20 protein-coding genes and 1 riboswitch are annotated in these 22314 nt (G+C 42.7%); of the genes, 2 read left to right on the plus strand and 18 right to left on the minus strand.

Annotated elements, in window-relative coordinates; translation table 11 throughout:
• Positions 1–591: 591 nt before the first annotated feature.
• Positions 592–828: a hypothetical protein gene (locus tag EKM82_RS11190; protein WP_164508036.1), complete on the plus strand. Its 237-nt coding sequence runs from the start codon at positions 592–594 to the stop codon at positions 826–828.
• A gap of 62 nt (positions 829–890) precedes the next feature.
• Here EKM82_RS11190 and EKM82_RS01095 read toward each other — a convergent pair whose 3' ends face one another.
• From EKM82_RS01095 to EKM82_RS01125, 7 genes are all read right to left on the minus strand, one after another.
• Positions 891–1166 carry an HU family DNA-binding protein gene (locus EKM82_RS01095; protein WP_125648599.1) on the minus strand — a complete coding sequence of 92 codons (276 nt, stop codon included), beginning with the start codon at positions 1164–1166 and terminating at the stop codon, positions 891–893.
• Between the two features lie 216 nt (positions 1167–1382).
• Entirely contained in the window at positions 1383–2693 is a 1311-nt protein-coding gene (gene der, locus EKM82_RS01100; RefSeq protein WP_125766487.1) for a ribosome biogenesis GTPase Der, read from the minus strand.
• 99 nt (positions 2694–2792) lie between these two features.
• Positions 2793–4013, minus strand: a complete 1221-nt coding sequence (gene rpsA, locus EKM82_RS01105; RefSeq protein WP_125766488.1) for a 30S ribosomal protein S1 — start codon at positions 4011–4013, stop codon at positions 2793–2795.
• A gap of 92 nt (positions 4014–4105) precedes the next feature.
• Positions 4106–4780, minus strand: coding sequence for a (d)CMP kinase (gene cmk / locus EKM82_RS01110; RefSeq protein ID WP_191988092.1), 675 nt, complete (start codon positions 4778–4780; stop codon positions 4106–4108).
• Positions 4781–4825: 45 nt separating this feature from the next.
• Complete coding sequence (locus EKM82_RS01115; RefSeq protein WP_164508037.1) at positions 4826–5431, minus strand: LysM peptidoglycan-binding domain-containing protein; 606 nt, start codon at positions 5429–5431, stop codon at positions 4826–4828.
• Positions 5432–5524: 93 nt separating this feature from the next.
• Entirely contained in the window at positions 5525–6967 is a 1443-nt protein-coding gene (locus tag EKM82_RS01120; RefSeq protein ID WP_125766491.1) for a RecQ family ATP-dependent DNA helicase, read from the minus strand.
• Positions 6960–7928 carry a hypothetical protein gene (locus tag EKM82_RS01125; RefSeq protein ID WP_125766492.1) on the minus strand — a complete coding sequence of 323 codons (969 nt, stop codon included), beginning with the start codon at positions 7926–7928 and terminating at the stop codon, positions 6960–6962. Before EKM82_RS01125 ends, EKM82_RS01120 begins: the two co-directional genes overlap by 8 nt.
• Positions 7929–7957: 29 nt before the next feature.
• Here EKM82_RS01125 and EKM82_RS01130 point away from each other — a divergent pair, with 29 nt between their 5' ends.
• Positions 7958–8209 carry a ferredoxin gene (locus tag EKM82_RS01130; RefSeq protein WP_125766493.1) on the plus strand — a complete coding sequence of 84 codons (252 nt, stop codon included), beginning with the start codon at positions 7958–7960 and terminating at the stop codon, positions 8207–8209.
• A 152-nt stretch (positions 8210–8361) separates the two neighbouring features.
• Here EKM82_RS01130 and EKM82_RS01135 read toward each other — a convergent pair whose 3' ends face one another.
• From EKM82_RS01135 to dnaE, 11 genes are all read right to left on the minus strand, one after another.
• Entirely contained in the window at positions 8362–8955 is a 594-nt protein-coding gene (locus EKM82_RS01135) for an ECF transporter S component (RefSeq protein ID WP_125766494.1), read from the minus strand.
• Between the two features lie 108 nt (positions 8956–9063).
• A riboswitch (FMN riboswitch) is annotated at positions 9064–9181 on the minus strand.
• A 962-nt stretch (positions 9182–10143) separates the two neighbouring features.
• Positions 10144–10896, minus strand: coding sequence for a pseudouridine synthase (locus EKM82_RS01140; RefSeq protein WP_125766495.1), 753 nt, complete (start codon positions 10894–10896; stop codon positions 10144–10146).
• Positions 10874–11509, minus strand: a complete 636-nt coding sequence (gene scpB / locus EKM82_RS01145) for an SMC-Scp complex subunit ScpB (protein ID WP_225419628.1) — start codon at positions 11507–11509, stop codon at positions 10874–10876. The genes EKM82_RS01140 and scpB overlap by 23 nt, the downstream gene beginning before the upstream one ends.
• On the minus strand, positions 11509–12252 hold the full coding sequence (locus EKM82_RS01150; protein ID WP_125766496.1) for a segregation and condensation protein A: 744 nt from the start codon (positions 12250–12252) through the stop codon (positions 11509–11511). The genes scpB and EKM82_RS01150 overlap by 1 nt, the downstream gene beginning before the upstream one ends.
• Positions 12253–12257: 5 nt before the next feature.
• Positions 12258–12725 carry an N-acetyltransferase gene (locus EKM82_RS01155; protein WP_125766497.1) on the minus strand — a complete coding sequence of 156 codons (468 nt, stop codon included), beginning with the start codon at positions 12723–12725 and terminating at the stop codon, positions 12258–12260.
• A gap of 29 nt (positions 12726–12754) precedes the next feature.
• The gene (gene xerD, locus EKM82_RS01160; protein ID WP_125766498.1) at positions 12755–13642 is read right to left on the minus strand and encodes a site-specific tyrosine recombinase XerD; all 888 of its coding nucleotides are present in this window, start codon (positions 13640–13642) and stop codon (positions 12755–12757) included.
• Positions 13635–14504, minus strand: coding sequence for a S1 RNA-binding domain-containing protein (locus tag EKM82_RS01165; RefSeq protein ID WP_125766499.1), 870 nt, complete (start codon positions 14502–14504; stop codon positions 13635–13637). The genes xerD and EKM82_RS01165 overlap by 8 nt, the downstream gene beginning before the upstream one ends.
• 4 nt (positions 14505–14508) lie before the next feature.
• Positions 14509–14973: a DUF441 domain-containing protein gene (locus EKM82_RS01170; protein WP_125766500.1), complete on the minus strand. Its 465-nt coding sequence runs from the start codon at positions 14971–14973 to the stop codon at positions 14509–14511.
• Between the two features lie 852 nt (positions 14974–15825).
• Positions 15826–17595, minus strand: a complete 1770-nt coding sequence (pyk, locus tag EKM82_RS01175; RefSeq protein ID WP_125766501.1) for a pyruvate kinase — start codon at positions 17593–17595, stop codon at positions 15826–15828.
• 80 nt (positions 17596–17675) lie between these two features.
• Positions 17676–18635: a 6-phosphofructokinase gene (gene pfkA, locus EKM82_RS01180; RefSeq protein ID WP_125650633.1), complete on the minus strand. Its 960-nt coding sequence runs from the start codon at positions 18633–18635 to the stop codon at positions 17676–17678.
• 206 nt (positions 18636–18841) lie between these two features.
• On the minus strand, positions 18842–22183 hold the full coding sequence (gene dnaE, locus EKM82_RS01185; protein WP_125766502.1) for a DNA polymerase III subunit alpha: 3342 nt from the start codon (positions 22181–22183) through the stop codon (positions 18842–18844).
• Positions 22184–22314 lie beyond the last annotated feature (131 nt).

The raw sequence follows: 22314 nt of genomic DNA on the forward strand, positions 1-22314 counted from the left end.
GTTCACCACCAGTAACTGAACAGTTTTATCATCCACTGATTGTTTCGTCGCAATCATTATAACCAACTTTATTATAACCAACTTTATTGACGGGGCCAAATTCAAATTAACCCGCCTTTTCTTACAATGTAAAATAATTCGAATCAATTAAAGAATTTAAGCCAAGTTCATAACAATAATATGCGTAGCTTGATTCAAGTCTCTCTCCCTAGTAAGAACGGCAGGGGCCCAGCGATTTTTAGGCGTGGAACGCCGTGGCCATCGATTGAAGCCAATTCAAAAACCGAATTGTCTCCAATACGAGGCTTTGACTAGCTGCTAAAGCAGCAAGACAAATTTCACAGCTGACGCCAATCGCTGGGCCCCTGCCTGAGTTAAATAGTTTAATTGAATACCACTGTTTAGAAAAACAGATAGCAGTAACAGGCGAACCTGATTGACAATCTCTCCGGATAAAATCGGAGACAGTCAATCAGACTTTTTTGTTTCACTATTCAGATTTTCTATCAATCTAAGTTTAGTTGATATGACTCACTACAATTGCCTCAACAACTAACAAGGATTCAGTGCACAACTTCAACTCCAGACGGAATGGAGGGCGTGGTTGTCAGCCGCCAAATTTGTCTTGCCGCTTTAGCGGTTAGCCAAATGCTCGTATTTGAAACAATTTGGTCTTCAATTGGTTCAAATCGATGCCGGCCGCGTTCCACAACCAGCAAGCCCGTAATGCAGTCAGACCGAGTTCTGTTTGATCAACTTCACCAAGGTTTTAATAGTTTTGAACCATGTCATGCAATAAGCTCGGATCAGTTGTCGGCTGCGTTCTAAGCGTCTTAAAGCAAAAAAATAAACCGTCAAGACATTGAGTCTCAACGGTTTAAGTATAAGTCTTATTTAACGGCATCCTTCAATGCTTTACCTGGTTTGAATGCAGGTACTTTGCTTGCTGGGATCTTAATTTCTTCCCCTGTTTGTGGGTTGCGACCCTTACGAGCTGCACGTTGACGAACTTCGAAGTTACCAAAGCCGATCAATTGAACTTTTTCACCATTAGCAAGTGTTGATTGAATAGTACCGAATACTGCATCAACAGCTGCAGTTGCATCTTTCTTAGTTAAACCAGTTTTAGTTGCAACGCTATCGATTAATTCTGCTTTATTTGCCATGTTGATTTCACCTCCCGCAGCTGAGCTTTGCGCTAAGCATGCCAATTCTTTTTTGTTTGAAACACAGAAACAATGACTTATAGGATCATTATTCCACTGATAAAGTTATCATAGAAACGCCGTAACTACAAGCTTTTTCGCAAAAAAACTTGTATTTTTAACGAAAAAAGGCGAAATCTTAATAATTTACCCCGAAACCAGGTCAAATCCTTGCAATTACTTACGTTTCCGGGCGATTAAGCGGATTGGTGTGCCGGCAAAATCGAAAGTCTGACGTAATTGATTGATTAGGAAACGCTGATACGAAAAATGGAATAAATCAGGGTCATTAACGAAAACAACAAACGTTGGCGGCTTGATGGCCACTTGAGTCAGATAATAAACTCGTAAACGATGGCCCTTAACGTTTGGCGTTGGCGTAATTGCCACCGCCTTCAACAAAACATCGTTCAATACTGAAGATTGCACCCGCCGTTGTTGGTTCTCAGAAACAGTTTTGATCATATCTGGTAATTGCGTTAAACGTTGCTTAGTTAATGCGGAAACGAAAACAATTGGGGCATACTCCAAATACTGCAATTCCCCACGTAATTTTTCAGTGAACTCCGCCATCGTCTTGGTATCTTTCTTAACCAAATCCCATTTATTAACAACGATGATAATGCCGCAGCCAGCTTCATGAGCGTAGCCAGCGACTTTTTTATCTTGCTCGCGTAAGCCCGCTTCACCATCGATCACAAATAAAACCACATCAGAGCGGTCGATTGCGCTTTGTGCCCGCATCACGGCATATTTTTCCGTGGCTTCATAAACGCGGCCACGTTTACGAATCCCAGCAGTGTCAATCATGGTGAACTCTTGGCCCGCTTCATCAGTGAACTTCGTATCAATGGCATCACGAGTTGTCCCTTCAATTTCAGAAACAATCACCCGATCTTCGCCAAGCATGGCATTGACTAATGAAGACTTCCCAACATTAGGCCGACCAATTAAACTAAATTTAATTGATTGATCGTCATCGTCTTCGATTTCCGTTGGGAATTCAGCCACGATGGCATCCAATAAGTCACCTAAACCAGTCCCTTGGGTCCCAGATACAGCGACTGGATCACCGAAGCCTAAAGCATAAAAATCATAAATATCTTGCCGTTGTTCTGGATTATCAGCCTTGTTGACAGCCAGCACCACTTTTTTATGGGCGCGATACAAGATTTGCGCAATTTTCTCATCAGCATCAGTGATGCCTTCTCGTGCATTCACTAAGAAAACAATCACATCAGCTTCATCAATTGCAATATCGACTTGGTTCCGAATTTGCGTCATAAATGGTTGATCAGCAAATTCGATCCCACCAGTATCGATCAGACTAAATTCATGATTTAGCCAAATACTGTGGGTATAAATCCGGTCCCGAGTCACACCGGGCGTATCTTCGACAATTGCGATCCGCTCCCGAGCAATCCGGTTAAAAATGGTCGATTTACCAACATTAGGCCGACCAACAATGGCAACAACAGGTCTTGCCATTGAACCACCTCATTTCTTTTCTAAAGTCATTAGGTCAAGCTAAGAAAAAAGAGTCGAACCAGTTTTAGGTCCAAACTCTTTTCATCAAGAAGGCACTAATTATTTGTCTGAATCGTCGCTGTCTTTCTTCAAAGCATCACCGATCATTTCGCCAAGACTGAAACCATTGCTTGTTTCAGGCATTTCGAAATGTTCGTTAGCATTGTTATTATCAGCAGCTTTGTCTTCAGGTTCACCAGGCTTTTCAGTTAAGGCTTTGATTGATAATGATAAGCGTTTGTTTTCTGGATCTTCGCTTAAGACCTTAACTTGAACTTTTTCGCCTTCCTTTAACACATCATTTGGTGTGGCAATGTGTTGATGAGAAATTTGCGAAATATGAACTAAGCCTTCAACGCCAGGAGCAACTTCAACAAAGGCACCAAACGTTGTTAAACGTTTAACAGTCCCTTCAATTGCAGAACCAACTGGAGCGATTTCAGCAATCTTATCCCAAGGTCCTGGTTGTAAAGCCTTCATTGAAAGTGAAATCCGGTCTTTGTCAGCATCAACGCTTAAGACTTTCACCTTAACGTCTTGACCAACTTTAAGAACATCACTTGGTTTGTCAACGTGATCATGAGAAATTTCAGAAATATGAACTAAGCCATCAATGCCACCTAAGTCAATGAAAGCACCAAAGTTTGTTAAACGAGCAACTTTGCCTTCAACCACATCACCAGGTAACAACTTAGCGAAGATTTCAGCCTTCTTAGCAGCCTTTTCTTCTTTAACAAGTTCGCGACGTGATAAGATCAAACGATTCTCGCTTGGTTCGATTTCGATAATTTTAACTTCGAAACTTTGACCAACATACTTCTTCAAATCGTCAACATAATGATCGTCAACCATTGAAGCAGGAATGAAGCCACGAACGCCAGCGTCAACGACTAAACCGCCTTTAACAACTTCGCGTACTTTAACTTCAAGTGTTTCGCCAGCTTTGAATTTATCTTCAATTTCTGACCAAACTTTACGTGCTTCTAAACGACGCTTAGAAAGCAAGTAACTACCATTTTCTTTATCGTGACCTAAGCCAGCTAAGACAACTAAGTCTAAAACGTCACCGACTTTAGCTTGGTCTTTAATATCTGCATTACGATCAGCTGTCAATTCCTTTAAAGGAACGACACCTTCAACGCCGGCATCTTGAATACCGACAACTAATTGGTTGTCATCAATGGCTAAAACTTCACCCTTGACAACATCCCCGATTTTTACTTCATGAACGCTATTGAGCGCTTTTTCCATTTCGCTTTGACTATAATCTTGGTCTGCCATGAATTATTCCTCCTGCACTATAACATCATACTAATTCTAATAGAAAAGCGGCTAACAAGCTAGTAAAAAGTACTATTTCTTGTCAAAAACCACTATTTTTTTCGATTTTTCGCTAAAGTCACGATTTTTTCGACCACCTCGTCAATGGTCATGGTCGTCGTATCAATTTCAATCGCATCGTCAGCCTTAGTTAAAGGTGACACCTGACGATGAGAATCTTTGTAGTCCCGTTGCTCAATTTCCGTTTGTAATTCGGCCAAGGGCGTCATAATCCCCTTGGTAATATTTTCAGCATACCGGCGCCGAGCTCGTTCTGCCGCAGACGCAACTAAAAATATCTTTAATTCCGCGGTCGGCAAAACTGTGGTGCCAATATCGCGACCATCCATGACGATATCGTGGCCACTAGCGATTTCGCGCTGTTGCCGCACTAATTCTTCACGAATTTTAGGTAACGCGGAAACTTGTGAGACATTATTGGTGATTTCTGGGGTTCGAATTGCCAAGGTCACGTCTTCTTGATTCAAGAAAACAGGTTGGTCTTCACCGGGATGGGCAGGCTTGAACGAGATTTTAGATTGCTCTAAATCTGCTAAGATCCCTGCTTCATCACCATAATCAAGGCCCTTTTCTTTAGCCAGAACTGTGGCCGTACGATACATGGCCCCAGTGTCACAATAAATAAAACCAAGCTCTTGAGTTACTCGCTTGGCAACCGTACTTTTTCCAGCAGAAGCTGGTCCATCAATTGCAATTTGCACTAACATTCAGTCCTTAAATAACGAATTTAATCACCCAAAAATAACCGTATATTATTTAACACGTAACTGTTGACCTGGTGCAATTGCTGAGCTTGAGGTTAATCCATTCAAGCTTAATAATTGATCCAAGGTAATCCCGTTATTAACGGCAATCCGATACAAGTTATCGCCAGATTTGACGGTATACGTCGAACCAGTTTCGGTTTCCGCAGTTGAGCTACTTGCAGCAGTCGAACTGGACGTTTGGTCAACAGCCTCACTGGAGCTTTGTTCGTTGGTTTGGGTTTCTTCGGTACTAGAAACACTACTTGAACTAGCCGCTTCGCTAGAAGAACTGCTTGACTTCGAACTTGATTTCTTTGATTCAGATTTTTGTGATGATTTAGATGATGACTTGACACTGCTTGATGAGGAAACCACGATTTGTGGGCTCTTATCATCTTTTTGTGCGGCAACCCACATCCAAATTGTACTGCCGATCACGGCCAGCAGAATCACCACTAGAATTGAAACGAAAACAATATTATTACGTTCCTTTTTCTTAGTGGCAACTCGTGATAATTTGCCGTTTTCGTCGCGATCACTATCAAAGGTATTTTCCCATGGGCGGGCTTGTTGATCATTATTTTGGCTATTTTTCTGATCTTTTTGACTCATGTCTTGACCCCCTATCTGTCTAGATTCAATTTTAGCATAATCCATCGATAAAATTCTTAAAAAAACTGATAAATCGTAAAAAAGCTGATTTAACTAGTCAAACAGTGCCGTTAAAACAGTGGCAACACTTTGCAAAGGTGCCTGATCAGCTGCGGCGGTCTCCACCAAAGGTAACCGTTGCAACAGCGCCGATAACGACTCATCCTCACTTTGACTGCAACACCATTGATCATGATGAATTTCTGGTGGTTTGGCATCAAAATAATCACACAATTGCTGCCGTAAACAAGTACGCGAATTTAAAAATTGCCAAAATGCTTGCCGCTGCTGGGCCCGCAATTGACTGGTCTGTTGCAAAATAGCAGTCACTTGCGCCACCGGCAATTGTGTTTGGGCGTACGCAGCCAGTACCCCCAACTGACTATCGTTTAATTCTTGCCGATCATCAGGATGGGCAAAAAAGTTCTGAATTTCGATGGTGGTTAATTGACCATTTTTGATCCGTTGTCCTTGCTTAGCAAAATCAGTTTCATCAACAAAGATAACAGTTAAGGCTAATTGACCATCACGTCCCGCTCGGCCGATTTCCTGCAAATAATTTTCAAAATTAGCGGGCAGATCATAGTGAATCACTAAGCGGAGATTACTTTTGTCGATGCCCATGCCAAACGCATTCGTCGCCACCACAATCCCCAATTGATCCTGCAAAAATAATTGTTGAATGCGATAACGCTCAATTCCCGACAGACCACCGTGATAGTAAGCCACTTGTCGGTTAGTTTTTAACTGTAAATATTGGGCCAATGCTTGAGCCTGATGTCGCGTGGCCACATAAATCAGCGTTGGCACTCCTAAATCGATCAACGCCTGCAGTCGAACTTGCTTATCATCAGCATGGCTAATGCGCTCTAAACGCAGAAACAGATTACTGCGATTGACTGAAGCACGATAATGGGCCGTTTGGGCTGGTAACATCAATTCGTGTTGAATATCACGGAAAACTTTCGGTGTGGCTGTGGCCGTTAACGCTAAGGTCAAGGCCGGCTTGAGTTGCTGCCGAACTTGTCCTAATAATAAATAACTGGGCCGAAAATCTGGTCCCCAACTGGAAATACAGTGCGCTTCATCAACGACAAACAAGGCAAGTTGCACCCGCTGAATTGCCTGCTGAACTTGGGGTTGCTGCAGCGTCTCTGGGGCCACAAATAAAAATTTGTATTGGCTTAATCGCCGTAGGATCTGATTTTTTTCGACTGGTGTCAACTGGCTGTTTAAGACTGCAACTGAGCCAATATGGGCGGTACGAATACGCATCGCTTGATCAGACATTAAAGAAATCAAGGGACTAACTACCAAAATCAGTCCGGTTAAATGTGGAGCCACAAATTGATATAACAATGATTTGCCACTACCAGTTGGCAACACCGCAATGGCATCACGACCAGCCAACAATGCCGTCAGAATTTCTGCTTGGCCAGGACGAAATTGTTGAAAACCAAAGCGTTGTTGTAATTCATCTGTTAACTGACTAGGCATTGAACGCCCCTCCTTGTAGCTGAGCTATGCGCCCGGCGAAAAAACCAGCTGGATCCTGGTGGCAAAGTTGTTGAATCGTTGGATTTTGAAAAGGAAAGGTCGGGATTAAAATTGCCGCCATTAATAAATGCTCTTTCAAAGTATTTTCCTTAATTCGCCGCTGCTGAACAATTTGTAACCAAGTTTGACCGGACAACAATTGTTGATAAGTTTGGGCCGCACTGCGCGGCAAGGGGCTTTTAGGTAGCGGTAATAAGCTAGTCAGCATTGGCCATTGTTGCGGCGTCTGTTGCAACTGTTGTAGTAGTAGTCCCAAACTATTTATTTGCGCCAATTGTAAAACAGTGGTTGACTGCTGTTGAATTTGGGCCAAGTGTTGGCTAGTTAATCCAGGAAAACTATTACTGCTAAATGAATTGGCCAATAATATTCCGGCTGACTCTGGTAACTGGCTCAAAATTGTTTGTAATTCTATTTTGAACTGCGACCAATCCTGTTGCGACCAATAACGCCACCAAGCATGCAACTCCTGCTGAACTTGAAAGCTTTCAGTCAACGGTTGATACTGTTGAACTTGGTGCCACCGATTACTTACCACCTGAACCCCTAGCAAGAGCCGTTGCCACTGTAACTGCCAATCACCAAATTGCCAATAATCATAGGCGTGGGGCCAATAATCAGTCAACTGCTGTGCCTGCAGAAACTGCGCACCTGCAGTGGTGAGCGTCGCGGTCGCAGCAGTTTGATCAATTTGTAGCCAACCAGCTTGTTGTAGTTTAACTAACTGTGCTTGAAATTTCGACTGGCTTAATTTAGGATAAAGATGAAAGTAACTTAATAAGCCGTACTCACGCAGCGCCAGTAAATTAGAAACGGTATCTTTACCGAGCAAGCCATAAAAAATGGCTTTATAGCGCCGTGGTGTTGCTGCAAAAGTTGCTAATAATAATTCAGCTGCCAAAATATCACCACCTAATCGAGGTCAAAAATATGTATACGCGTGTTGTTCCAGAACAATGCATTGCCTGCGGACTTTGCCAATTAAAAGCCCCAGAATTATTCGAATATGATGAAGACGGGGTCGCTTACGTCAAAATTGATAACAACCAAGGTACCACGCCCATTCCCGCGGCGCTAATGGCCAAGTTTAAAGACGCTTATACCAGCTGTCCCACTGGGGCGATCGTTCGTTCCCCAACACCATTTAAGCCAAGCACTAAGGCAGAAAAACCTGGCGCGTAGTTGACTTGGGTACAATCACTTACTCTTTAGCTTATCATAAATCAGTGACAGTGCAATTCAGTTAGCATCACCAATTCAACTCATTCGTATCATTAAAAAATCATCGACTCAGTGAAGATAATTTCGCTGTTTCGATGATTTTCTTTTTTATTTTATTTTTGATGGAATGATTGATACTGACTTTGGAGCCAAGCACCCATGCGCGCGTAGACAACGGTAAAAAGCCCGACGACTAGCACTCCCTTGATCAGATTAAAGGGAATAATGGCGAATAAAACATATTTCAAATAGTCCATGCCTAATTTGAAACCAGTGACCTTAATATACAGCGGTGTCAGGACGAAGTAATTTAAAATCGCCATGACCACTGTCAATACTAACGTGCCGCTGATCACCAATAAAACTCGCCGTTGCCAATTCAATTGACCCTTTTGCTGTTTTTGCAAAATTAATTGGGCCAATAATAAGATCGTTAGACTGGCAATAACTGACCCTAACTCACCAATTAACGACTGCGCGGAAAAGCCGGTCATGATCAAATGCAGCAATGCTCGAATAAGTACCACACCACTGGCACCACCAAAACCAAAAATAGCTAAGCCACATAGCGGGATCAAGTCACTGAAATCTAATTTGAGAAAGGGAAATAACGGTAAAATCGGAATTTCCACCAACATCAACAAGTAACTTAACACCCCAAAAATACTAACACTAACTGCTAAACGCAAGCGTTTACCATTTTGCACTGAAACCGTCTCCTTTGAGAAACAGCTGTCTTCGTGCAGCCGATTTTATGAACAAAAAAACTGTTAGTCAGGGTTTTGACTAACAGTCTTATTATGTATCACAAAAAAGACTGTCTTCTTCCATCTAGACTATACTATCGGTTCCGGAGTTACACCGAATCAGCCGCTCACGCGGGTCGCGGACTTTACCGCCGGTCGGGAATCACACCCTGCCCTGAAGACAAACTATTATTAATTTAGGTACTCCACCATTATAGCATGAGGTCCTAACAAAAAGATAGTTAAATGCAATTTAATTGCAATCGCTTTCTAAGTTAAACACCCCAAGCAGCCCACAATTATTGAACATCGGACATAGTGAGTGACTTAATATCTGGCAACAATCTTAATGTGAGTTCTGGGACGGTGGAAACTTGTAAAAACAGAATTGTGTCCGACTGCATTGCGGGCTTGCTGGTTGTGGAACGCTGCCGGGATTGATTTGAGCTTATTGCTACGCAACAATCTCAAATGCAACCCTTTGTCTAACCGCTAAAGCGGCAAGACAAATTTGGCGGCTGACAACCACGCCCTCCATTTCGTCTGGAGTTGAGTTAGCTCACTTCACTCTTGTTAAGTGTTGGGGCCCAAGATAGTGAATCAGATCAACCAGATTTCAATTGTGAACATACTTAAATAGTCATCAAATAGCTTGAGCGATATTTCAACTGGATTAGAAATATTATTAAACAAACCTTCGTTGGTTACTACGATCTAATTTTCAAATAGTGGTGCTCAATCCTGGTGAGTTTATCCAATCTGTGATTTAAGTCTGATATTTGCTGCAATTTTACAATGACTGCATTGTTACTGGCAAGGATAAAGTGAATCACCTCAACTCCAGACGGCGTGGAGGGATCTTGGCGTCAGCCGCCAAATTGTTCTTAGTGGCTGTGCCACTTAGAACAAGGCTTGTATTTGAGATTGTTGCAAAGCAATAAGCTCAAATCAATGCCGGCAGCGTTCCACGCCAAGCAGCCCGGAACAGAGTCAGACGCCATTCTGTTTCAAAACTTAACCAGCCTTGATTTTGAATCTTGCTGGCTGCTGCTGACAAAGACTGATGAATATTACTAAAAAACGTCCTAGCCGTGATGATTCATCATGCTAAGACGTCATTTTAACTAATCTTCAAAATAATGGCGGCAATTACCGTTGTAACCCGTGACGCGCTAACTTATAAAGCTCCTGAACTTCGCTACCGTTAAGTTTACGAGCTTCGCCAGGTTGCATCCCGGTTAAATCAAGAAAGGCGTAGCGCTCGCGCTTCAATTTTTCAACTGGATAACCTACTTTTGCCAGCATTAATTTAACTTGATGATTCATGCCTTCATGAATGGTTAAGTTAACTAAAGCAGTTTGCTTAACTTGATTCGAACTTTTCAGGGAAGCTTTGGCTGGGGCCGTTGTTTTACCATGGACGGTCACCCCTTGGCGCAACTTCTTAAGTGCTGTTGCATCGGGAATGCCTTCAACTTTTGCCAAATAGGTTTTATCAACTTTGAATTTAGGATGCATCAGCAGATTGGCTAATTCGCCATCATTGGTCACCAAAAGTAACCCTGAGGCATCATAATCAAGCCGACCAATTGGATATAGCCGTTCTGGTTTGTTAACGAAGAAATCGCTCACGACCGGACGTCCTTTATCATCGCTTACTGCTGAAATAACATCACGCGGTTTATAAAATAAGTAAGTTGTTGGCCGTTGCTTCATTAATGGGACCCCGCCGACCTCGACGTGATCATGAGCAGTTACTTTAGTACCTAATTCGCGAACAGTCTCGCCATTAACGGTCACTTGACCTTGTTGAATTAGAACTTCTGCTTTACGCCGTGAAGTAACGCCGGCATCAGCAATCGCTTTTTGTAAACGAACTTCAGGCTCCTGTGGTTGTGTCATCTTGGGACTCCTTTTCTGTTTCTGGCTGGGAATTATTTGCTTGTGTCGTGGTTTGTTTCTTATAAAATAAATCTAAATTGCCTGATTGATCAAAGGCGGAATCAGTAAATTTACTAATATCCGGCAACTCGGCGATTTTTTGCAGATCGAAATAATCGAGAAAATAGCTAGTTGTGCCATAGAGGATTGGTCGTCCTGGCGCATCTTTACGGCCTGTTTCCTTGATCAATTGCCGCGCCAATAAAGTCTGAATGGCCCCATTACTTTTCACACCGCGAATTTGATCGATTTCGATTCGTGTTACCGGCTGTTGATAAGCAACGATTGCCATCGTCTCCAGCGCGGCTTGGCTTAAACTAGTTGGCTGGTGGCCCGCAAAATACTGATGTAATAGCGGTGCGTACTGCGACTTGGTCACTAATTGATAATGGTCACCATGATTCATGATAGTTAAGCCACCAGCACCCTGCTCATAACTAGTTTGCAACTTAGCCAATAATTGCCGTAAACCACTGGCTTGAATGCCAATGATTGCCGCTAAGTCATGCAGACTAATGCCTTGATCACCAACGGTATAGAGAATGCTTTCAATTTCACCTTGATACTGAATCACTATGCGGGCACTCCCTTACAAATCTGAATGGCTGCTTGTTGGTTCTCCTGGCGACAAATAATCACCTTGGTTTTCATTAATTCTAAACAAGCTAAGAAAAGCGTCACCACTTGTTCACGATCAATTGGTGCCACAAACAAGCTAGTGAAACTAATCTGTTGTTGCGGTGCTTGTTGCACCCGCGTTTCAATTAAAGCCAAGGCTTCATCTAGGGAGAAGCTATCACGACTGATGGTTTGCGCCGCGAATAAGTTTTCTTGCTGTTGGCGTTGCAACAACTCACCTAAGGCCGCACCTAATTCATCTAACGTCACAATCCCCTTAGGCAAAGGGGGTGGGGCAATATTATGCGGAATTGTCTCTTCTTTACTGAAAAAACGGGCCCGAGTTTGCGCTTGTTGCTGCAAATAATGGCTAACTTCTTGATAAGCCTGATATGCTAGTAACTGCTCAACTAAAGCTTGCCGTGGATCTTCCGGTTCTTCATCAGGATGATCCAATTCATCAACTTTGGATTGTGGCAACAGTAAGCGGCTTTTGATGGCCATTAAGGTTGCCGCCATAATCAAATAATCCCCCGCCACCTCTAAGGAAAGTTCTTGCATTTGGTGCAAATAATCCAAGTACTGTTCCGTTATTTGGGCGATAGGGATATCATAAATATCAATTTCTTGTTTCTTGATCAGATGAAGTAATAAATCCAAGGGGCCTTCAAATTCAGTTAATTTTAATTGTAGTTCCATACTAATTAATCCTGATTAGCAACGTTAGTGCTGTCTGACGAATTATCTTTTGCATCTGGTAACGAAGGTGTTGGCGCTTTTGGATCAACAGCTGATTCAGATTGATCCGAGTCAGAAGCCGCTTGTTGCCGTTCCCAAGCTGAAACAATCTCAGTTAAGCTCACAGTTGCCATTAACCGCTTATCATTAAATTTGCGTTTTAAAGCATCCAGTACTTCAAAGGCATTTTTCTTAGTCCGGAAATCCGGGGTAAATGCCAAATGGCGCAATAAAATATAATCATCGGCAATCTCAAAACCGACAATACCAACAATATCACCATGAGCGTCGCGCCATAAATCTAATTCGAGGGTTGAATCACTCACATAGTTGGCCAATTCAGCAGACAAATGATTAAAATCTTTTAAGTCTGGGGTAAAAGAAAGCAAACCCAAGGCAATTTTTTCATAGTCTTGCTTATATTTTACTAACATCAAATTCCTCCAAGTAACGTCCTGTTGCTTTAATCCCGCGGATGCGCGCGCTGATAAACATCAATCAGGCGCCGCTGCGTGATATGCGTATAAATCTGGGTCGTCGAAATATCGGCATGCCCTAATAATTCCTGAACCACCCGTAAATCAGCCCCGTTCTCTAAAAGGTGCGTGGCAAATGAATGGCGTAACGTATGCGGGGTCACATCTTTGGTGATACCAATTTGTTGAATATACTTTTTAATTAATTTCCAGATAGCCTGACGCGTCATTTGCTGACCACGAAAATTCAAAAAAAGCGTCCCCACAAAATGATCTGACTTCAGTAATTGTGGCCGACTGTTATTAAGATACCGCTTAACGTACTTAATTGCAACATCGCCAATAGGAATCAACCGTTCCTTATTCCCCTTACCAATTGTATTGATCAAGCCTAATTCCAAGTGTAAATCACTTAGCTGTAAATGAACCAATTCGCTAACTCGCAAACCAGTTGCATACATGACTTCTAAAATTGCCCGATCACGCAAGCCCAATTTAGTGGCGGTATTAGGTGCTGCCAATAACTGGTCTACTTCGGCAACTGTCAAAGCCACTGGCAAATGCTGACCTCGTTTTGGTGAGGGAATCGTCTCCATGGGATTGTGCTGAATCACTTCGCGCTGACTCAACCACCGATAAAAGTGGCGCAGACTAGAAACCGCCCGCATTCGACTGCTCTGAGCTTTACCTTGAACAGCCAACGCTTGTAAATACAAACTTAATTGTGACGGATCTTCGGGAAAATGGTCAAGCTGCTGTTCAGTTAACCACTGACAAAATTGTTGCAGATCACGACGATAGCTCATAATGGAATTATCTGCTAGCCCCTGCTCAATTCGCAAAGAGCGCAAATAATCATTGAGCAAATTATTCATGATATTCCTGACCCTTAGCGGTTAACGTGGTGCCACTTAAATCAGTCGTAATATAACCTAATTTGAGTAGGCTACCTAGAGCCCGCTTGAACGCACCTTTACTAATCCCAAAATAATCCTTGATTTCACTTGGATCACTTTTATCTTGATAAGCAATGTGATACTCAGGTGCTCGTTGCAAAACGGCCATAATCATTTTAGCATCATCAGCAATTTCTACATAAGCTAACGGCTTCAAACTAACTGAAAGACGGCCATCTTGAGTCAAACCAATTACCCGACCACTAATTGCCTGACCAATATGCGGTTCATCTTGACGCTCAGTATAATGAATGAAGGCCAAACGGTAATCATCAAGTTGTGCGAAAGAGCCGACTTTCTTGGTCATATAAACACGGCCACTGACGGTTTCATTCCGAGTATATTCCCGACTGAACCGGCCATGTTCCTTATAATAATCATCATTAGCTAAATGCGCCCACAGACGTTGTTTATGATCATAGCTCAAATTAACTAATAATTGGTCACCAACTTGCGGCCATAAGCTATGCATTAATGGTAACTCGTCAAGTGAGATCACCGCGTCTTTATCTTCCAAACCGATATTGATAAAGACCCCTAGATCCCGACGAATTTGGACAACTTCGCCTAAACCATAACTCTCTAAACCAGCGGCTGGCAATTTCACTTGTAAACACCACTGGCCTTGTTGATTTTCATAGACCATACCAGTGACCTCTTGATCAGTGGCATATTTCTCTTCACTAATCACTTGTAACGTTTGACCATCAACTTGTGCAAAATCGGCTTGCTCGTTATGATCAATAATTTTTGCAGAAACAATCATACCTGGATTTAACATTTTATCACCATCGACTTATCACTGAATTTAATACGGTTAACAACACATAGGTCATGCCTGAAGCAATTACAGGCCCCGCGGCAATCCCCTTAAGGAAAACCACCCCAATAATCGTGCCAAAAACCAAGGCAATTGTAATTTCGGGACTTTGACTTAATAACCCGACACCCCGCGCGGAAAGCACCGCCACCAAAATACCACAACCAACGGCAATGAAGCCTGCTGGCGTTTTAAAAGCATTAATTAAGTCCTGAAACCCAATTTTACCGGTAGCAATCGGCACTAAAATTGCCACTGAAATAATGGTTACACCCCAGTTGATCCCACGATTGCCAACCAAGTCTAACAATTGCCAAGACTGCGGCAACAGTTTAAGCAACATCACAACAGCCACGGCAATAATCAGCGATTGGTTCTTACCCAACACTGCCACAGCTAAAATAACAATTAAAAAAAGCCAGCTCTCCACTGATCCACCTATTTTCTCTCTATACTTATCTCTATTGTACCAAAAAATAGACAGGTTTGTCATGATACTACTGAGACCAGCAGGCAAAACGAGTTTAACCACGGGTTTGTCGTGAAACAAAACTGGTTTCGACTCTGTTCCGGGCTGCTTGGCGTGGAACGCGGCCGACATTGATCTGAGCCAATTAAAAACCAAATTGTCTCAGATACAAGTCTTGTTCTAAGTGGCCCAGCCACTAAGAACAATTTGGCGGCTGACGCCAAGATCCCTCCACGCCGTCTAGGGCTGATTTTGTGCACTTCACTATTGTTAGTAATAAAGTCAGCTATTATGGAGTTAATCAACTCAAATAAACTAGTGTTGAATCTTAAACAGTAAAACCAAAATAGTTTGATTGAAAGTCGCCAGTTACGTAACAAGCTGATTTGGTCAGCTCCATAAAGCTTGTCAATCAAGCTGTTAGTTTACCTCAATCTGCTCTTCTAAATAGTGGTAATCAATTATGCCAGTTTCATGCGGTGGTGGCTGGGCGATTGGCGTCAGATGTGAAATTATTGTTGGTGCTTTAGCACTTACAATAAGCCTCGAATTTGAGATTTTCGCAGAAAAGCTCAAATCGACGGCCACGTCGTTCCACGCCCTCCAAATCGCCCAGCCACCACCACCCTAATTAGGGAAGTCTTGGCACCATTAGTTGCAGGTCACAAAATCGCTGGGTCCCTGCCGTTACAAGCTAAGATGCGACCTAAACCAAATCAGCTCAATGACCAAAATTCTGAGGTAGTTTATCACCAAAATAATTCTATGTATAAAAAAAGCTCGGTCGTTAAACCAAGCTCTTTTTTGAATTAATTAAAGTGAGTTTGAAGCGCCACGGTAGATAACACCACGACGTGAGTCAACAGTAATTAATTCGCCATCTTTAACGAGGCTAGTTGCATCAGCTGCGCCAACAACAACAGGAATACCCATAGCAATGCCGACAACTGCAGCATGAGAAGTCAAGCCACCAGTTTCAACGACGATTGCGCTAGATTTTTCGATTGCTGGTAAGTAGTCTTTGTCAGTTGTCTTAACAACTAAGATACCACCATCAACAGCTTTAGCAATTGCATCTTTAGCGTTATCAGCAACAACAGCTTTGCCAACGACAGTTTCGTCGCCAACACCTTGGCCTTGTGCTAATTTAGATCCAATTAATTGAACCTTCATAACGTTAGTTGTGCCACTTTCACCAACAGGAACACCGGCAACGATCAAGATCAAATCGCCTTCCTTAGCAAAGCCAAGGTCTTGTGCCTTTTGAGCAGCAACTTCGAACATCTCATCAGTTGAGTTAGGACGGTCAGCCAAGATTGGTGTAACGCCCCAGTTAACTGTTAAGCTACGTTCTGTTTTTTCGTCGAAAGTAACAGCTAAGATATCAGCATTTGGACGATATTTAGAAATCATCCGTGCAGTGTAACCTGAGTTAGTTGCACAAACAATTGCTTTAACTTTCAATTCTTCAGCAGTCCGAACAACGGATTCGCCAATTGATTCAGTGGCGTTAGAACCCTTGTATTCTTCGAAACGTTGTAAAGCTAAAGTGTTACGTTTCTTCATTTCTTGTTCTGTACGCTTGTTGATCCGTGACATAGTTGCAACGGCTTCAACAGGATAGTCACCATTAGCACTTTCGCCAGAAAGCATTGTTGCATCAGTACCGTCTAAGACAGAGTTAGCAACGTCGGTAACTTCGGCACGTGTAGGACGTGGGTTTTCTTGCATTGAGTCAAGCATTTGAGTAGCAGTGATAACTGGCTTGCCCAAAGCATTGCACATCTTGATTAATGATTTTTGTACGAAAGGTACGTTTTCGAATGGAATTTCAACACCCATGTCACCACGAGCAACCATTAAACCATCAGAAACCTTCATGATTTCTTTGATGTTGTCGATACCTTCTTGAGATTCGATCTTAGGGAAGATTTTAACATTTTCAGCATGTTTTTCTTCAAGAATTTCACGAATGTCTAAAACGTCAGCTGCTTTACGAACAAAACTTGCAGAAATGAAGTTAATGTTGTTGTCACAGCCGAAACGAATATCGTCAGCGTCTTTTTCAGTGATCCCTGGGAGGCGAATTTCAACGCCAGGAGCGTTAACACCCTTCCGAGAACCGATTTTACCTTCGTTTTGAACTTCGGTAACTAATTCTTTTTTGGCTTCATCTTTGGCAGTAATCTTTAAGTCGACTAAACCATCATCGATTAAAACATGACCACCAACGTGAGTGTCATCATACAAGCCTTTGTAAGTAACAGCAATCTTATCTGGGTTACCAGTTAAGCTGTCATCCATTGAAATACGGATCACATCACCGGTATGAGCAATAAAAGAACCGTTTTCTTGAACTGTTGTCCGAATCTCGGCACCCTTTGTATCAAGGACGATACCAACTAATTTGCCGGTAATCTTTTCAGCTTCGCGAACCATGTTCATCCGAGCAAGATGCTCTTCATGATCACCATGAGAGAAGTTGAACCGGAATACATTAGCACCGGATTCGATCAACTTAACAATGATGTCAGTTGTGTTGCTTGCAGGTCCAAGCGTTGAAACAATCTTGGTCTTTTTCATGAAAAAAACGCTCCTTACATTTATTTTATTAGAACGGCTTTAACGCCATTATAACCGAAAGTAATCATACCACAAAAAGCTTACTGATTGAACTTATTATTCATATCATAAAGATCTAAATCAGCATGATGTTTTTCATCGAACAAGTCTTCCATTGGGTGATGAGTAATCTTGTTATCTTCAATCCCAATAGCGAGACCGCCCTTGCCTTGGAGCAATAATTCGATAGCATAGTTACCCATCTTGCTAGCTAACACACGATCACGAGCAGTTGGCACGCCACCACGTTGCATATGACCAATTGTGTTGGCCCGTGAATCAAAGTCACCATGCTTATCTAATTCAGCTTTGAAGTCAGCTGCAGTTGCAACGCCTTCTGCTAAAACGATAATTGCATTATCATGACCTTCTTCACGGAAACGTTCCAAACGTTTAGCAATCTTGTCCATGTCGTAATCACGTTCAGGGACAATAATTGCTTCAGCGCCAGTTGCAACGCCAGCCCATAATGCTAAGTCACCAGCATTACGACCCATAACTTCCACAACAAAGACCCGACGATGACTTGTTGCTGTATCGCGAATCTTATCAATGGCATCAACGGCAGTGTTTAACGCTGTGTCAAAACCAATGGTAAAGTCAGTGTAAGGAATATCGTTATCAATTGTGCCGGGCAAACCAACAGTGTTGTAGCCATGTTCAGTCAAACGAAGGGCACCATGATAAGAACCATCGCCACCAATAACGACTAAAGCATCAATACCGAATTTCTTTAATTGCTCGATGCCCTTAAGTTGGCCTTCAACTTTGGCAAATTCTGGATAACGAGCTGAATATAGGAAAGTACCACCACGAGCGATCTTATCATTGAGGACTTCTTCATCTAATGGGAAAATGTCACCAGCAACTAAGCCAGCGAAACCATAATTGATCCCATAAACTTCCAAGCCTTCAGCATAAGCACGACGAGCCACCGCACGAATTGCTGCATTCATGCCAGGTGCGTCGCCGCCACTCGTTAAAATACCGATTTTTTTCATTATTTCACCTCAAGGTCAATCTATTTTGCGCATATGCTATCCGGCTAATACCGGACACCACAACCATAAGATAGTCTACCACCTTTAAAGAAAATTGTCTTGCAATTCCAGTTAATTCTCATGAAATTCCTGCAAACCAACCAAAAAAAGCCATTAATAATCTGAAAACTGCTCAAATTATTTGTAAAAACTTTCATTATAGTTGCTTAAGTATGGGCCACGACGTTCTCACCGCCCAGTAATTGGGCCAGCTCGCTAATTAGTTCACTTGAAACATTGACTTGAAAACGATCGCTTAAGCGGAGATTCTGTTTGGTCTGTTCCAGATGTAAGATCACCGGCGCAAAACCGTGATGACGCAACAGTATTCGTTCTAATTGCTGGCGGGTTGCTGGTTGATCGTGGTCCGCCGTTAATTGTAGAAATAGCGTGGCCTGCTTTTGATCTGCTGGCGGCACTTGGACTTGATTAACAATAAACTGTTTTTGGTCAGGATTATCGCTGCGCTGATCCAACTTACCGCGAACCAGCACCACTTGTCCGGCAACTAAATCGCCTTGATACTGACGATAAGCTTGGGGGAAGACGGTCATTTCCACATCTGCTGTTAAATCTTCAGCACTGACGAAGGCCATTTGCTCCCCCTTTTTAGTCCGAATCACCTTAATATGACGTAAGTATACCAAAATCGTACTGGCTTGGGGAGCCAAATTAGCGACAGTTACTGCCTGATTTTGTTGAAAAGCTTGCTGATAGTTTTCCAAGGGATGACCAGATAAATAAACACCTAGTAAATCTTTCTCCAGTTCCAAGCGTTCTTGATTATTATAATCAGCGACTTGCTCAACCTTTGGTGCTAACACATCAAACAGAGGTAAGCTAGTGCCCGCCAGTTGCAAGCTTTCACTTAAATTACGAATATTCTGAACCATTTGTTGGCGATTTTGGTCGAAATTATCGAAACAACCAACTTGGGCCAAAGTGATCAGCGGCTCAATTTTAAGGAATTTTTCTGGTAAACGTTTCAAAAAATCAGCCAAGCTCTGGTAGCGGCCATTTTGACGCCGTTCCGCAATAATTTCTTTCACTAAATCACGGCGCAAACCTTTAATTGATTCAAAGCCAAACTGAACCCGGTCGTTCACCAAAGTAAATTGATAGCTGCTCGTATTAATATCCGGACCGGCAACTTTGATTTTACGAGACCGTAATTCTTGTAAATAAGCCGCTGTTTTACGTTGATTATTCAAATTGGCATTTAATAAAGCCAAGAAAAACTCAGCGGGATAATGAACTTTTAAGTAAGCCAACCAGAAAGCAATCATACTGTAAGCTACGGCATGGGATTTGTTGAAACCATAATTAGCAAACCGTTCGATATAATCGTAAACCGTTGCGGCGACTGTTTCACTAAAGCCCTTTTTCAAAGCGCCATTAATAAATTGCTGCTTAGCGGCATCAAGATCAGCTTTCTTCTTCTTGCTAACGGCTCGACGTAATGTGTCGGCCTGAGCCATCGTAAAGCCACCCATTAGCACGGCGACCTGCATAACTTGCTCTTGATAAACGAGGACACCATATGTATCCCCTAAGACTTCTGCCAAAGCCGGCGCCGGATATTCAACTTGTTGACGACCATTTTTCCGAGCGACAAAAGTATCAATATTTTCCATTGGACCTGGTCGATACAAGGCATTAGTTGCCACAATATCGTTAAAACTAGTCGGATGTAATTTAATCAAAACTTGACGAATACCACTGGATTCAAATTGAAAAACACCATCGGTATCTCCCTTTTGAAACAACTGTAACGTCGGCTGATCGTCCAGCGGGATCTGATGTGGATTAAACTGTTTTAATTCAGGCCGTTGTTGAATATGGGCGACTGTTTGCGCCAAGATACTTAAGTTACGCAGACCTAGAAAGTCCATCTTCAACAAACCTAGGGCTTCAACATCATTTTTAGGAAATTGGGTCAGCCGAATCCCTTCGCTGCCCATTTGAACTGGTACAGTATCCGTTAATTTCAAAGCACTTAAAACAATTCCGGCAGCGTGGGTCGAGAAATGCCGCGGCAGCCCTTCTAGTTTTAAGGCGACTTTAAACAGCAGGCGATTGCGATCACTAGCGGCAACTAAATTCTTAATGCCGTCAGATTGCTGGTAGGCCGTCCGCAGAGTCACATTGAGAAAGCTGGGCACTGCTCGCGACCACTCACCCATTTCAATTTGGGTCAAACCAAAAACCCGTCCCACATCGCGCAGGGCTTGTTTAGCCGCCATCGTCCCAAAAGTAATGATTTGGGCCATATGCTGGTCACCATAACGCTCATGCATGTATTGAATCAATTCATCACGACGATCATCGGGAATATCTAAATCAATATCAGGCATGCTCACCCGATCTGGATTTAAGAACCGTTCAAAAAGCAAATGATAAACCAAAGGGTCCACATCAGTAATTTGCAAGCTGTAAGCAACTAATGAGCCTGCTGCTGAGCCACGACCAGGGCCAGTCATGATTCCAACTTCGTGGGCATGCCGAATCACATCCCAAACAATCAAGAAATAGTCTGCGAAACCCATTTGGTTAATAATTGCAAGCTCGTTTGTTAATCGTTCTTGATATGGTGCAGTAATTTGACCACCTAACCGTTGTTTTAAACCAGCCACCGCCAATTTTTGTAAGTAGGAACTGGCGTTTTCTGTCTCTGGCACTGGGAACGGTGGTAATTGAGCCCGCTTGAAATCCAATTTAATCTCACAGGCAGCGGCAATTTTAACCGTATTGGCAGCAGCATCTGCTAAGTTAGCCTGCTGATAACGTGCTAAACTATCGGCTGATGACGCCAAATAATAAGACCCGCGTTGCTGGGCTTGCAAAACGGGACTATCAATCTTGGCCCCATCAGCAATCGCTGTTAAGACCTGATTAATAAAAGCATCTTCAGTTTGTAAATAACGAACATCGTCAACAGCTACCAGCGGCAACTGCGCTAACTCAGCAAATTGTTGTAACTGCAATTGTTGCTCAGCAGTTAATCCGCGAGTGGTAATCCCTAAATATAATTGTTCTGGCGCAAAATAAGCCGCCTGAGTTTGCCGCCACAAATTCTGGTCAGTTAATGACGAGCCAAGAATCGTTGCCACTTCCCCAGTAACTGGTGGCACAATCACAATGAGGTCACTTAAATATGGCTTGATCAGTTCCCAGGTCAAAGCCTCGCGCGTTTGGGTCATTTTCAACGAAGATAATTTAAATAATTGATGATAGCCATGATTATTTCGCGCTAAAAAAATGTATTGGCAATTAGTCGTGGTACCAATTAGGCCGGGCAAATCTAGGGTCAGTCCTAAGATTGGCTTGATGCCAGCTGCTAAAGCCGCTCGATAAAAGCTAACGGCGCCATACATGGTATTCAGATCAGTGAGCGCAATTGCCGTTTGCCCCTGTTGTTTTGCCGTTTCAATTAAGCCAGTAATCGTGGTTGAACTTTGCAATAAACTATAACAACTACGAACCTGTAAGTTAACAAACGTTGCCGTCACTGACACTCACTCCTTTTTTAATTATTATAACAAATAATTGCAGCAATTGGCGGCAAAAACCGCACTCTTGTTCGCTAAAGTTAGTCAACAATGGCAAACTTCCAGCCCACAAAAAAAGCTCAGGCCCCAAG

The organism is Lapidilactobacillus wuchangensis (assembly GCF_003946645.1).
In the GTDB taxonomy this organism is placed as follows: Bacteria; Bacillota; Bacilli; order Lactobacillales; family Lactobacillaceae; genus Lapidilactobacillus; species Lapidilactobacillus wuchangensis.